Genomic DNA, 14002 nt, shown 5'->3' on the forward strand with positions numbered 1-14002 from the left:
GAATGAAGGATTAACCTCGTTCCTTGTCTCTGACAAGGAATGCAGTCTTGAGGCTCTGCCTCATCTAATTAACAAGAGGCAGAGCCTCTAAATGGCATTCCCAGCCGGAGTCTGGGAATGAGAGAAGAATGAAAGAAGAAAACTTCTCCCTATCTCCTCTTAACTGTCACCTGTCACCTATTCCCTACTTTTTAATTGTTTTGTAAATCAGGTTTTGGGTAGGATCAAGATTGACATTGGCTACGCCTTTTTGAGCAAATACAAAATCTTTGCTTTGCCATAAAGGGATGTAGGGAACATCAGTTAATACTTGGGTTTGAATGTCGGCAAATATTTTCTTCCGAGTTTCAGGATTTTGTTCTTTGCGTTGTTGATCTATGAGTTTATTCATAGCTTCACTATAATAAAATGACCCCTGAGTTTGACTACCTCCAGTTTCGCAACCTTTAGCAACTGAACCTTTTTCACAGGCTAAAAATGGCTGTACGTAGTTATCTGGATCTAAAAAGTCTGGATACCAATTAGTTAAGGTACTGGGATATAAACCTTTGGAAATTTCTTTATAGAAAGTTGCACCTTCGACGGTTTTAACTTCAAATTGCAAAATACCATCCATTTTAGTATCAGCTAGGGATTTTAAGGTTTGTGCAACTAAACTGCGCGTCATTGAACTTGCAGGATACCAAATTTGCACTTTTGCTGGATTTTCTTTGGAGAAACCAGCAGCGACTAAGGATTTTTTGGCTTCTTCAAATTTACCATCACCATATTTATCTTGAAACAATGGCTGGGAAACGTTGAAGGTGGTGGGAATCATGCTATAAAGAGGATCAGCCTGTGATAATAATACCCGATCATTTAATAATTTACGATCAATTAATGATGCGATCGCTTGTCTCACCTCTACTTTATCTAAAGGTTTTTGATTGCGATTTAAAGTCATATAAGTAACTACACTACCTTGAGCAGATATAGCTTGCCAATCTCCCTTTTTCGCACTGGCTTCTAAACTCTGAATTTGATCCGGTTGTAAGGATAGATAGGCGACATCTATCGCCCCAGTTTTAAAGGCATTAAATAAGTTAACTGGACTGGTTTGAATTTGGACATTGACACCTTTGTTTTCGGGTTTTGTTCCCCAATATTTATCAAATACATCAAACTTTAAGGAATCAGTTCCATATTTGGCTAATTTGTAAGCGCCAGTTCCCACAAAAATATTCGGTTTAAATTTTACCGCCCCAATTTCATAGGATTTTGGCGAAACTGCACAGACTCCAGAAAATGCTAACAATGAAGGAAAAGCGGCAAAGGGTTTTTTCAGTTTAATTGTTAATTCATACTCTCCTGTGGCTTTAACTGAGGCTACGGTATCAGACAGCAGGAAGGATGGTTTACCTTTATTTTCGATAAAGCGTTGCAGGCTAAACTCCATTGCTTTGGCATTGAAGGGAGTATCATCATGAAATAGGACTCCTTGGCGAATAGGAATAGTATAAGTTAAACCATCTGCACTCACTTTTGGTAATGCTGTTGCCAATTGTGGTTTAATTTCTGTACTACCTGGTTCATAAGTGTACAGGCGATCGCTCATATTAAATACTAAACTCAAAGATCCCAATTCATACGCATCAGCAGGATCAAGAGTTCTTGGCTTTTCCGTTGTCCCTACAGTAATCCGACCATCACCCGTAGTAGTATTTACAGTGCTAGACTGTGGTGTATTTGTTTGCTGTTTAGGAGTACAACTAACGACCAATAATAAACAAAGACAGAACAAAGATAGGAATTTTGTCATCCTACCCCATTGTTTCATTAGCAAGGAACACCAAGTGATCATTATTAAAATTTTTTCAATCAACGGTCAGTTATTATAGCAGGGAACAGGGAATATTGATCTTTTCCCATAACTTAACTAAATAATTCATAATATACTTAAATTTTTTAATAAGTTATGTATTTGAATTTGGTAATTTTCCTAAATCAAGATGGATTATTCTATTATTAGAAAAAACCCTGATCAAAACATTTAAAACATTTAAAACATTATGGTTCTAACAGCTTCCACGATGCTGCCTCTAGGCACGAAAGCACCAGATTTTCATCTACCAGAAGTAGTATCTGGAAAAACAATTTCTCTTAATAATTTTGCCGATAAGAAGGCATTATTAATTATGTTTATTTGTCGGCACTGTCCATTTGTTAAGCATATTCAACAAGAATTAGCCAGATTAGATCAAGATTATAGCAACAGTGATTTAGGGATTATTGCCATTAGTGCGAATGATGCTCAAAATTATCCTAATGATGCCCCAGAATCATTAAAAGAAATGTGTATAGAATTGGGTTTTGATTTTACCTTCTGTTACGACGAAACTCAAGCAACAGCAAAAGCTTATACGGCATCTTGTACACCAGATTTCTTTTTATTTGGTGGCGACAGAAAACTCGTCTATCGTGGACAATTAGATGATAGTCGTCCTAGTAATAATCAACCCGTAACAGGCAAAGACTTAAGATCAGCTATTACCGCAGTTTTAAATAATCAACCTGTGATAAGTGAACAAAAACCGAGTATTGGTTGCAATATCAAATGGAAAGTAGGTAATGAACCTAATTATTAGTCATTAGTCATTAGTCATTGGTAATTGGTAATTGGTAAAACTCTTACCTCCCCTACCTCCCCCACCTCCCCTACCTCCCCCACCCCCTATTCCCTTCAATGCTGAATTTCCAAATTGAGAATGTAATGACCCAATTGGACTTTTCCTGTCCAGAATTCGTACTCTAAACGAAGATGTTCTGGAAAGGGATGCCCAGTGAGAGTGAAACTTTTGGTAAAATTACGCAAACGGATAGGTTGATGGGGTTGTAATGATTCATTTGGCAACCAAAAACGACTAATACCATATATACCTAACTCCCAAAAGTGACGGTAACTGACTTGTGCATTACCTTGCATTGTCATAATTAACCGCCGAGATGAAATTTCCAGCCATAAAATTCTGGGACTGCTGGGAGGAGAAAAATTGTTTTTAGTTGGGTAAATTGTATCTTCTGGATTTAAATAACTGCCTACTTCACAACTAATAAGAGGTGGTGCAGTTAATAGTAAATGAAATTTATCTGTATCCTTTTGGATTAAAGTTCCAGCAGTGTCAACCACAGACCAAATCGGTAAGTCCGTGGAAATCATTGATAAACATACGGGTTTGCGGTGGTGAGTTAGCATGAGAGTGTGAGAGGTTACAAATAAAGAATAAAAGTTGAGCGATTTTCTAAATTGCTGATTCTACCTACTATTTAACGTTACGGCTGAAGCTTTTGGTGGTTGGAAGCAACAAAAAACAAGACATTCAAGCAAGATGTCTAATAAATAGTAAAACCTGGTTCATCGTCAGCAAATATTTTGATTTGTTAATCTAGACAATTCAATATGGTATTACCTGTCACCTGTTATCTACCAGAAGAAAGATTATAGTTGTCAAAAAGCGGTAGGATACTAAATTGGAAGTGAATAGTGATAAACAAGTCGCTGTTTAGCTTTTATTCTATTCAAAAGTCATTGTATCCTAATGTCGGCTATTGTTATTACTTTAGAAACTCAAGCAAACTCTTCGGATCACTTAATTATTCAGCGCCCTGCGGCTGGATTGTCTTTGCAGGGACGTATCCGAGTTCCTGGTGATAAGTCTATTTCCCATCGCGCTTTGATGTTGGGGGCAATCGCTGAAGGGGAAACTCAAATTCAAGGACTGCTGTTAGGTGAAGACCCCCGTAGCACTGCTGCCTGTTTTCGGGCGCTAGGGGCGGAAATTTCGGAATTAAATCCGGAATTGGTGAAAGTTAAAGGCATCGGTTTAGGCAATTTTCAAGAGCCTCTAGATGTCTTAGACGCTGGTAATTCTGGGACAACGATGAGGTTGATGTTGGGCTTATTAGCATCCCATCCAGGGCGATTTTTCACGGTGACAGGTGATAGTTCTTTGCGATCGCGCCCCATGTCCCGTGTTGTCAAGCCTTTGCAACAAATGGGGGCGCAAATTTGGGGACGTAAGGGTAATACTTTAGCACCTTTAGCCATTCAAGGACAAGCCCTCCAACCCATTCATTATCATTCTCCCATTGCTTCGGCGCAAGTTAAATCCTGTATCCTCCTGGCGGGTTTAAACACCGAAGGACAAACCACCGTCACCGAACCTGCTTTATCACGGGATCACAGTGAACGAATGTTAAGGGCTTATGGCGCAGAATTAAGTATAGATCCAGACACAAACAGCGTCACGATCACAGGTGGGGCGAAACTCTACGGACAAACCGTAATTGTCCCTGGTGATATCAGTTCAGCGGCTTTTTGGTTAGTTGCGGGGGCGATCGTTCCTGGTTCAGATTTGGTAGTGGAAAATGTCGGTGTCAATCCTACCCGCACGGGGATTTTAGAAGCTTTGGAATTAATGGGGGCAGATATTCAACTAGAGAACCAGCGGGAAGTAGCAGGAGAACCTGTAGCTGATATCCGCGTCCGTTCCGGTGGTTTAAAAAGCTGTACGATTGCCGGTGATATCATTCCCAGATTAATTGATGAAATTCCTATTTTGGCAGTGGCGGCGGCTTTTGCTGAGGGGACAACAATTATCCGGGATGCGGAGGAGTTAAGAGTCAAAGAGAGCGATCGCATTACCGTCATGGCACAACAACTCAATAAAATGGGGGCAAAAATCAGCGAATTACCCGACGGAATGGAAATCACCGGCGGTACTCCCTTAGTCGGTGCGGCAGTAGATAGCCATACAGATCATCGTATTGCCATGAGTTTAGCGATCGCCGCCCTCAACGCCATTGGTACAACTACCATTCACCGCGCTGAAGCTGCTGCTATTTCTTATCCCAACTTCATAAACACACTACGGGAAATTTGTCAATAGTTTTCAGGGACAGGGTATAGGGAAAAGGTACAGGGATTTTGATTAAATTTTGCTCAGGTAAGTACGTTAATCATCGTTTCATTAAAATTTGATACAATTGTTGGGTTTCGTTCTCTAAAATCTTTTTTGCATATAAGTAATTGGACAAAAATATTTACAGTCATTGCGAGCGAAGGGAAGCAATCGCAACCCTGGCGATTGCTTCATTTCACTTCGTTCCACATGGCTAACGCCACGCAACGCTTACGCAATGACATTGTGTAATTAATTCTGTCTCACTATTTAGATATGATGGAGGCAACCCCTAAAGAAATTAGGATTTACACAACTTTAGAAGGAACTACTCCTTTCTTAGAATGGCGAGATTCCTTGAAAGATGCTAGAGCTAGAGCTAAAATTAGAGCAAGATTAGACCGAGTAGAAGAGGGAAATTTAGGAGATTGTAAGTTTGTTGGTGAAGGAGTATATGAACTGCGTATTGATTATGGTCCTGGTTATCGAATTTATTTTGGACAAGAAAGTGATGTGATCATTTTATTGCTATGGGGTGGCGATAAAAGCAGACAAAATAAAGATATTCGTCAAGATCAAGATTATTGGCAAGATTACAGGAGTCAAGACAATGCCTAAAAGTATTAGTTATCATACTGAATTAATTGAATCTTTAAAAGATCCTTCTGAAGCAGCAGTTTATCTTGAAGTTGTGCTAGAAGAAGGTGATCCAATGATGATTAAAAAAGCCTTTTTTAATGTAATTGAAGCAAGAGGCGGGGTGAATTTATTGTCTAAAGATGTTCAAAAAACTCTCATAAAATTTGCAGAAAAACTTCAAGAAACAGGTGAAATTGAATTTAATCTTTTACGAATATTGCTAGAGTCTTTAGGATTAAAAGTAGGTTTAATGGTGATATGAATTTTATAAAATTTTATGAGAATATTTGTATCACATAAAATCATTTCGTTTCTTGTCTCCATGCTTATTGACGAATGGAATCAGTAGTAATATTTCTATTTTCCCAGATTCCTGCCAAGGAAAAAAAATCTTGCTTATCATCAGATATATTAGTGTTATCTTCTATTACTTCTACAGAGTTAACAAAATCTAAAGCAGAAATAAGTTTTAATAGGATTTGTGCTTTTTCTTTATTAGCAATTTGAATGATTATTTGTTGCATATTTGTTTATTGGTATAATAATATTATTGTAATTATACAAGTAACCGTTCACAGGGGGTGAGAATTTATTAAAAGACCTGAAAGCTTTGTCTGTTGGGTTTTTCAGGCAACTTGACATATTAACGAATGGTTCTTAAATTGGCTAGAAAACGATTAGCAAACCGATATAGAGATTTTGCAAATTTCAAATGACCCAAAAAATCAAATCTATAACGTTTTCCATGCTTTTTTTGTGGAATCTCATATAGAGTGTTTTTTGTACCCCCCGTGAACGGTTACAAAAAATGTCGAATTGTGGTGTTAGCAGACAGAGAATTTCATAGTCCAAAACTGGCTAAATGGCTTGATGAGCAAGGAGTTTACTTTGCTCTACGCCAGAAGAAAAACCTTTATTTTCAAGAAAAACCTGAACAAGAATATCAAGTTCTTAAAAATCAAGGATTTAAGCCAGGAATGTCGAGATTTTATGAAAAAGTTAAATGTAGTAAAGGGGATGAATTAGGCTTATTTAATATCGCTGTTTATTGGAAGAGAAAATATCGGAACTCTGGACCAAAAGAACCTGGGTATATCTTGACGAATCTACCAACTCTCCAACAAACTTTATGCCTCTATAGATGTCGATGGGGAATTGAGCAATTCTTTAAGGATTGTAAAACTGGTGGTTATAATCTAGAGGATACTAAAGTAAATGAAACTCGTTTTTTAGCTTTAGTATTATTGATTGTCATTGCTTATAGTTTAGCCACTATGCACGGTCAACGGATGAAAAAATTAGGTATAGAGACTTATGCCGGACGTATTCAACAACATCAGGACAAGTACCCACGTCAAAGTGATTTTAGCTTTGCTCTCTGCGGACAACTATGGATTTATGGTATGGAATTATGGGCTGATTTAGCTCTGAATTTAATCAATCTCAAGCCTCATAAACGCCTCTTTTTTCAACGGGGCTTTCAGGCTCTATCCCTTATGAAACAAGCTCTTTAGCCGCCTTGTCACCCGTTAAGCGTCTTTTGGCTAAAGGTAAATCTAAAAAGTCTGTCATTGGTGCAGTCATGCACAAGCTTTTACGCCAAGTTTTTGGTGTTCTCAAGTCTCAGACCGCTTTTGACCCTAATTTTCTTTCTCCCACCACTTGACTTTCAAGACAGTATCTACGGGAGAATTAGATTCTAAGCAAAGACAAACTGTTTAGAATCTGTCAAATTCAAACTACTGGCTTGAATCCCAGTCAGAGTAGCTAGAGTTTGATTATTGAAGACAATCGCAGTATCAGCACCAACTTGATTTAACTTGAGTGTGGATGTGGTAATACCTAAACTGACAGCACCTTGAATACCAATGACATCAGTACCCAGTTGGAAGTCAAGCACGGTATTAGCCGAAGAGGGTAGTTCAGCATTGACAATCCAGAATTGGTCAGCGCCAGCACCACCGGAAATTAAGTTACCACCACCAAGACTAACTCTGAAGATATCATTACCATCACCACCCAAAGCGCGGTCATTGCTACCTAAGTAGAAGGTATCATCACCGACACCACCAGATATGCGGTTGCCACCTTGTCCATCTCTAGCATCAAAGGTGTCATTACCATCACTACCGAAAACGCGATCGCCTTTATTCACAAAAATTGTATCTTCACCGCTACCCAGATCAACGATATTGTTACCTGAGTTGGGAAAAACAGATACAGTGGACAGGTCTACCTCATCTTTACCTGCACCTGTAAATACAATATTGTTTTGACCATCGAATTGACTACCAGGAGTGGCAATTAATTTATCATCTCCTGGAGTTCCTACAGTTGTAGATTGGTTATCAATGATTTTTTCGACTGCGATCGCAAAAATATCATTAGCAGATGTTCCGGCTTTATCTGTAGCTGTGACTTTAACATTCAGACTACCAACATTATCATTACTGGGAGTACCGCTAAAGGTGCGAGTTGTGGGATTGAAGGTTAACCAACTTGGTAAAGCATTACCATTTTCTAATGTTGCTGAATAAGTTAGAACATCACCAGCATCAATATCGCTGAAAGTGTTGGTAGGAATTTGGAAGTTGAAAGCAGTTCCTTGTTTAGCATTTTGATCTGCGATCGCATTACTCAAAATCGGTGCATCGTTGACATTTTCAACTGCGATCGCAAAAATATCATTAGCAGATGTTCCAGCTTTATCTGTAGCTGTGACTTTAACATTCAAGTTCCCAACATTGTCATTAGTGGGAGTACCGCTAATGGTGCGAGTTGTAGAATCGAAAGTCAACCAACTTGGTAAAGCATTGCCATTTTCTAATGTTGCGGAATAAGTCAGAAAATCACCAGCATCAATATCGCTGAAAGTGTTGGTGGGAATTTGGAAGTTAAAGAGGTTATCTTGTTTAGCGTTTTGATCGGCGATCGCATTACTCAAAACCGGCGCATCGTTGATGTTTTCAACGGCAATTACAAAGATATCACTAACATTTGCCCCGGCTTTATCTGTAGCGATCGCCTTAATATTCAAACTACCCACATTGTCATTACTAGGAGTACCGCTAAAAGTCTGAGTTGTGGGATTAAAGGTTAACCAATTTGGTAAAGTATTACCATTTTCTAAGGTTGCTGAATAGGTAAGAACATCACCAGCATCAATATCTGTGAAGGTGTTTTCTGGGATAGTGAAACTAAATGCTGTATCTTCAGTTGCCATTTGATTGGCGATCAGGTTAGTAACCGTAGGCGGATGATTAACTATGATTTGTTGGTTGCCGAAATCAATTCCTGTACGGACTTCACCTGCTGTCAGGTTGACGGTATGAACAAGGTTAATGGTGTTGTCGAATATGGTAGTTACGCCATTGTTATTGTTGTTACCTGGATTAACAGGATTGGGGTTAGAAGTTGAACCACTGAGATTGAGAATACCTTCTGCGAGTTTTAATAAGTCTACACGAGGATAATTTTTGCCAGTATTGGTAACGTTGTCATTCTCGTTGTCACCGTCGTTAATAATGACACTGTTTGTATCCAGGAGATTACGGAACTCATTAACTGTGAGTTTCCGACCAAGTTTTTCCTCTGCTATCTGCTGTGTGAGAGTTGCCACCCCTGTCATATATGCCGTTGCTTGGCTAGTTCCTCCCATTGAGGTAGTACCACCACTGGCATTAGCACCTGTAATTAAGATACCAGGAGCAAATACATCTAACAAGTTGGGATCACGTTGGGAGAAACTAGCAATTTGATCGGCAGTTGTCGTGTAATCAATCGCACCACCAACAAAGTTTTTCTGAGTGCCAGAATTATGCGCCCAAACCGCACCAACGGCGATGACATTGGGATCTATGGCCGGGTAAGCTAATCCAGGTTTACTGCCATACTGGTAGAAGCTGTTACCTGCGGCGGCGCTGATAATGATATTTTGGGAAGCGATCTAGTTTCCATAGTTCAGAACCTGTAGCTGATGTGGAAGCGGTGAAATAGAGAATACCATTGATATTAGTTAAATTACTTGGAGAAGAACTACCACTACCAGAAACGATATCAATAGCACTGGGAGTTCCGGTAGTGGGGTCAATTTTCCACAACTCCTGACCCAGATAATTGACACCATTATATCCAGATGCCGTGAAGTAGAGCGTGCCATTAACATTCGTTAAATTGGTTGGAGAAGAACCACCAGTATCTAGATCAATGCGTGTGGGTGTACCATTCGTGCCAATTTTCCAGAGTTCATAACCATTAGTGGGGTCATAGGCTTGGAAATAAAGCGTACCATTGACGTTAGTTAAATAAGTTGGCGAAGAACTACCACTACCTGCATTGATATCAATGAGGCTGACAACTCCTGTACTGGGATCAGCCTTATATAGCTCAGTTCCATTGATATCATTGTTAGCAGTGAAGTAGAGAATCCCCTCAAAATTGATAAAACTGCTGGGATTAGAACTATAGGTAGTTGCATTGATATCTTGAGTGAGAACCGTACCTTCTGGAGTACCATCTGTTTGCCAAAGTTCTACCCCTTGAGTGAAGTTATCAGCCGTAAAATAGATTTTGCCATTGCTGTAAGTCAGGTTTCCGGGGTTAGAACTACCAGTACCAACTTGAATGTCTTTGAGGAAAACAGGTTTACCTGTAGTTGAGTCTATTTTCCATAGTTCATTACCATTAGCTGATGTAGAAGCCGTAAAATAGAGAACGCCATTAATATTAGTTAAATTACCTGGAGAGGAACTACCACTACCAGAAACGATATCAACAATGCTGGGAGTTCCTGTGGTAGGGTCAATCTTCCACAATTTATAGCCATTAGTTGGAGTATATGCTATGAAGTAGAGCGTACCATTGACATTCGTTAAATTGGTTGGAGAAGAACCACCAGTACCTAAATCAATGCGTGTGGGTGTACCATTCGTGCCAATTTTCCAGAGTTCGTAACCATTAGTGGGGTCATAAGCTTGGAAGTAGAGAGTGCCATTGACATTGGTTAAATTAGTTGGGGAAGAACTACCGCTACCCGCATTAATATCAATGAGACTAACAACTCCTGTACTGGGTTCAGCTTTATATAGCTCAATCCCATTGGCATCATTGTTAGCAGTGAAGTAGAGAATCCCTCCAACGTTGATAAAACTGCTGGGATTAGAACTGTAGGTGGTTGCATTGATATCTGAAACCAGGTACGGCTCATTAAGTGCTAAAGTACCACTGTATGCTGCTAATACATCCGGGCAAAAAACTAAAACTACGGATTTTCTGTCATCTGTAACGGGAAAACTCACCTCCAACTGCCAATTTCCGCCTAAAGCTGCATTGCCTGTTTTTGTTGCCGATGCCTTAATACTTGCTTTTGTAATCTGATGTAACTTGCGAATAAATTCTTCTCCAGCATCTCCAGCAGCCACATTACACCCATAAAGTAAAATGCTATTGCTTTGCCAATGCTGTAATAAATCAGCATATTTACTGATACTATCTAAATTAAGTTGACTATTTCCTAAATACAAACATCCCGGCGCACCGTGAGAAACGATATGAATGGTGGTAATTTCGGGATGCTGTCGTAAAACTGCGGTGATTTGTTTGATACCGTCTTGATTTGGGTTAAGAGCGATCGCTTCTACCCCCTCTGCAACTCCCGCCTGTAGAGTTTGATAATCGGAAACAGATGGATCAATAAAGACAACTATTCCTGAATTTTCTTTTGCCTTAAATCCCACATTCCTCACCCCATTCGCCCAAGCACCCTGTAAACCTTTTGGTGATGTACCAAAGGCCAGTATCATCTTTTCACGAAAATCCGGTCTTTGAGCAAACTGCTGAGGCCGTTCCTCAGTATCTCGAATTGCTATTTGCACAACACCTAATAGATCATTATGGGTTAGCCCATTCAAGTTCAGTGTTTCAGAGGATTTGATTAGGATCATCGGTTTAACTGGGTGCTTGGTGTAGATATTGTCAGATTACTTATAATTGACAATACACTAAAGCGTAAATACAAGCAAGTGTTACTTTGAACAAATTAATAATTGTTCACTGTAGTACCTAATCCCCATTACCCATTAAACATCTAAGTAGGTGAACACAATAAAACCAATCTGTGTAAAGAAACGTAAAATCGCCCAAACCCTCTTCACTCTTGCCTTTTGCCTTGCCATAACGTTTGACTTCCGCCTTGCGGTACTAGCCCTCACAGACAACTTTTTCAGCAAACTCTAATTAGTTAAATTTTTACAGATTCCTGAGACTCTACATTGATTGTTTGTAAATAGTCTTCTTTTTGGAAGTAGTAATAGCTATGGGGTTCATTTTTCACAATTAGACCATTAACTACCTGTCCTAAGACATTTTGACCAGATTTTGCTAATAGTTCTTTAGCAAAAGTCGCATTCACAGAATCAACTACACCAGGACGCACTACCAATAAAACACCATCAGCCATTTGTCCTAAAGTAACAGCATCAGCAGCCACATTTAAAGCTGGTGTATCAACAATGACAAAATCATACTTATCAGAGAAGTTAGCCATTAAAGTTGCCATGCGTTGTGAGTCGAGAAGAGATGCTGGACTGGGAGGAACTATACCAGAAGTCAAAATATCTAAATTAGGCATGACTTTTTTAATTATCGCAGTAATTTCTTCCTGTTTGAAAATTAAATTACTTAAACCTTGATTATTTATTACGTCCCAAATTTTATGCTGAACTGGACGGTGCAAATCTCCATCTATTAATAAAACTTGTTTATCCATTTGTGCCATTGCTGTAGCTAAATTAGCTGCTACTGTTGATTTACCTTCCTTGGGTACAGAGCTGGTAACAATAATAACTTTTAGCTCTTTATCGGCACTGATAAAATTAAGATTTGCCCTCAACATCCGGTAAGCTTCACTAATAGAAGAACGAGGAAAATCTCGAATTATAATTCTTTGACTATAGGATTCATCTACTTCATTATTTTTAGAGGTTATTTTCCATTTAGTAGCGGTAGGGATAACTCCTAACAAGGTTAATTCTAGTAATTTTTTGGCTTCATCAATAGTCTTAATAGATTTATCTTTCATTTCTAAGATGTATATAGTCATAAAAGCTGCCAGTATACTCAGTAATGCTGAACTGAGATAGGAAATTATGACAGAAGAAATAGGTTCATCAGGAACTTGAGCTTCGGATATTCTAGTTGCATTACCTAAGTTTTGATTTTCAGCTATCCTACTTTCTTGGAGTTTCTGAAGTAATAAGGAATAGGTAGATTGTCCTACTTGAAGTTTACGTTCTAATTGACGCTGTTGTTCTTCTAATTTAGGTAACGTATTCAATCTTTGTTTATAGGTAGATTGTAATTTTAATAAAGAATTAGCTTGATTGGCTAAACCTAGACGGTTGGATTCTAATTCTACGAGTTTACTAGAGAGTTGTTGTTGTAAAGCACTCAATTGTAAATTGTCTTCTGCTTGTAGTTTATTTTTACCTATGGACTGATTTATCCTTTTGTCAATAACATTGTTTAGAGAAGCAACTTTATCTTGTAAATCTATGATTTGTGGATGATTTGCCTGTAAAATTGTTTGTCTATTTGCTAGTTGTGATTGTAGTTGTTGGATTTCTCTAAGAATATCTTGAATTCCAGAGATTTGGCTAATAGAAGTCATTGTTAAGGCTTGTTTTGGACTCATTCCCAATTGCTGAACAACTACTTGATACTGTGACTTGACATTAGCTAATTGAGATTGAGTATCGTTGATCCTTAATTGTAAATTACCAATAACTCGTACTGCTTCAGTAGCTTCTTCTTGTAAGGAAATAATTTTGTTTTTTTCTTTAAAATCTGCTAATTCAGATTCGGCTTGACGGACTACTAATTCGGCTTTGGGTAATTGTTTTTCTATGAATTTACGTCCTGCGCTTGCTTCGGCTCGCCGTGAAGACAGATTCTGATCTAAATAAACTTTAATTAGTTCATTTACAACTTGGGCGGCAATTTTGGGATTAGTATCGTTGTAGCTAATTTGGATAACATTAGTGCCTTTAACTTCTTTGACAACAAGATTTTTGAGAAATAGCTTAGGTTTTAGGGTAGAACCTTGACTATTTTTGAGATTTAGTCGTTTAATAGTTGTTTCTATAATAGGGTAAGAAGTTATTACTTCTACTTCTGTGCTGAGGGGGTTATTTTGTTCCATTAAAGGATCTAATTTGCCTATTTCTGCACCTAATCCTGTGATAGATGAGGCTGTATTGCTTCTTTGAAACCGTAATTTACCTTCTGCAAGATAAATAGGTTTTTTCAAAGATGCAGCCAACTGTGCTATGATGAAAACGGAAATAGTAATTAATAAAGTGGCAAGCCAACGACGCTTGAGAATTGTCCAGTATTTTTGTGGTGATATAGAAGATTGTTGTAGTTCCATA

The 14002-nt window shown here is 38.5% G+C and carries 11 protein-coding genes and 1 pseudogene; 6 read left to right on the forward strand and 6 right to left on the reverse strand.

Going from position 1 to position 14002, the window contains the following annotated elements:
* Nucleotides 1–184 precede the first annotated feature (184 nt).
* Nucleotides 185–1816: an ABC transporter substrate-binding protein gene (locus NG743_RS14020; RefSeq protein WP_035082574.1), complete on the reverse strand. Its 1632-nt coding sequence runs from the start codon at nucleotides 1814–1816 to the stop codon at nucleotides 185–187.
* A 232-nt stretch (nucleotides 1817–2048) separates the two neighbouring features.
* Between NG743_RS14020 and NG743_RS14025 the strand changes: the two genes are divergently transcribed.
* Nucleotides 2049–2624: a thioredoxin family protein gene (locus tag NG743_RS14025; protein ID WP_027403367.1), complete on the forward strand. Its 576-nt coding sequence runs from the start codon at nucleotides 2049–2051 to the stop codon at nucleotides 2622–2624.
* A 95-nt stretch (nucleotides 2625–2719) separates the two neighbouring features.
* Here the strand turns inward: NG743_RS14025 and NG743_RS14030 are convergent, their stop codons facing one another.
* Nucleotides 2720–3232, reverse strand: coding sequence for a hypothetical protein (locus NG743_RS14030; RefSeq protein ID WP_027403368.1), 513 nt, complete (start codon nucleotides 3230–3232; stop codon nucleotides 2720–2722).
* A gap of 343 nt (nucleotides 3233–3575) precedes the next feature.
* On the opposite strand from NG743_RS14030, the gene aroA reads away from it, so the two are divergent.
* The 3 genes from aroA (at nucleotide 3576) to NG743_RS14045 (ending at nucleotide 5838) form a co-directional block, all read left to right on the forward strand.
* Entirely contained in the window at nucleotides 3576–4925 is a 1350-nt protein-coding gene (aroA, locus tag NG743_RS14035; protein WP_257120279.1) for a 3-phosphoshikimate 1-carboxyvinyltransferase, read from the forward strand.
* Nucleotides 4926–5216: 291 nt separating this feature from the next.
* A complete protein-coding gene (locus NG743_RS14040; RefSeq protein ID WP_257122156.1) occupies nucleotides 5217–5555 on the forward strand; it encodes a type II toxin-antitoxin system RelE/ParE family toxin in 339 nt (112 codons plus the stop codon).
* The gene (locus NG743_RS14045) at nucleotides 5548–5838 is read left to right on the forward strand and encodes a helix-turn-helix domain-containing transcriptional regulator (protein WP_027403371.1); all 291 of its coding nucleotides are present in this window, start codon (nucleotides 5548–5550) and stop codon (nucleotides 5836–5838) included. Before NG743_RS14040 ends, NG743_RS14045 begins: the two co-directional genes overlap by 8 nt.
* A gap of 64 nt (nucleotides 5839–5902) precedes the next feature.
* Here the strand turns inward: NG743_RS14045 and NG743_RS14050 are convergent, their stop codons facing one another.
* Nucleotides 5903–6100, reverse strand: coding sequence for a hypothetical protein (locus tag NG743_RS14050; RefSeq protein ID WP_257120280.1), 198 nt, complete (start codon nucleotides 6098–6100; stop codon nucleotides 5903–5905).
* A gap of 291 nt (nucleotides 6101–6391) precedes the next feature.
* On the opposite strand from NG743_RS14050, the pseudogene NG743_RS14055 reads away from it, so the two are divergent.
* A pseudogene (locus NG743_RS14055) lies at nucleotides 6392–7090 on the forward strand (IS4 family transposase); the annotation flags it as partial.
* Between the two features lie 5 nt (nucleotides 7091–7095).
* Nucleotides 7096–7242 (forward strand): hypothetical protein, encoded by a 147-nt coding sequence (locus NG743_RS14060; protein WP_257120281.1) that lies wholly within the window; start codon nucleotides 7096–7098, stop codon nucleotides 7240–7242.
* A gap of 33 nt (nucleotides 7243–7275) precedes the next feature.
* Here the strand turns inward: NG743_RS14060 and NG743_RS14065 are convergent, their stop codons facing one another.
* The 3 genes from NG743_RS14065 to NG743_RS14075 form a co-directional block, all read right to left on the reverse strand.
* Nucleotides 7276–9522, reverse strand: coding sequence for a putative Ig domain-containing protein (locus NG743_RS14065; protein ID WP_371316540.1), 2247 nt, complete (start codon nucleotides 9520–9522; stop codon nucleotides 7276–7278).
* Nucleotides 9482–11518 carry a DUF4347 domain-containing protein gene (locus NG743_RS14070; protein WP_257120283.1) on the reverse strand — a complete coding sequence of 679 codons (2037 nt, stop codon included), beginning with the start codon at nucleotides 11516–11518 and terminating at the stop codon, nucleotides 9482–9484. The genes NG743_RS14065 and NG743_RS14070 overlap by 41 nt, the downstream gene beginning before the upstream one ends.
* Before the next feature lie 296 nt (nucleotides 11519–11814).
* Entirely contained in the window at nucleotides 11815–14001 is a 2187-nt protein-coding gene (locus NG743_RS14075; protein ID WP_257120284.1) for a GumC family protein, read from the reverse strand.
* Between the last annotated feature and the right edge of the window lies 1 nt (nucleotide 14002).

The organism is Dolichospermum heterosporum TAC447 (assembly GCF_024584745.1).
In the GTDB taxonomy this organism is placed as follows: domain Bacteria; phylum Cyanobacteriota; class Cyanobacteriia; order Cyanobacteriales; family Nostocaceae; genus Dolichospermum; species Dolichospermum heterosporum.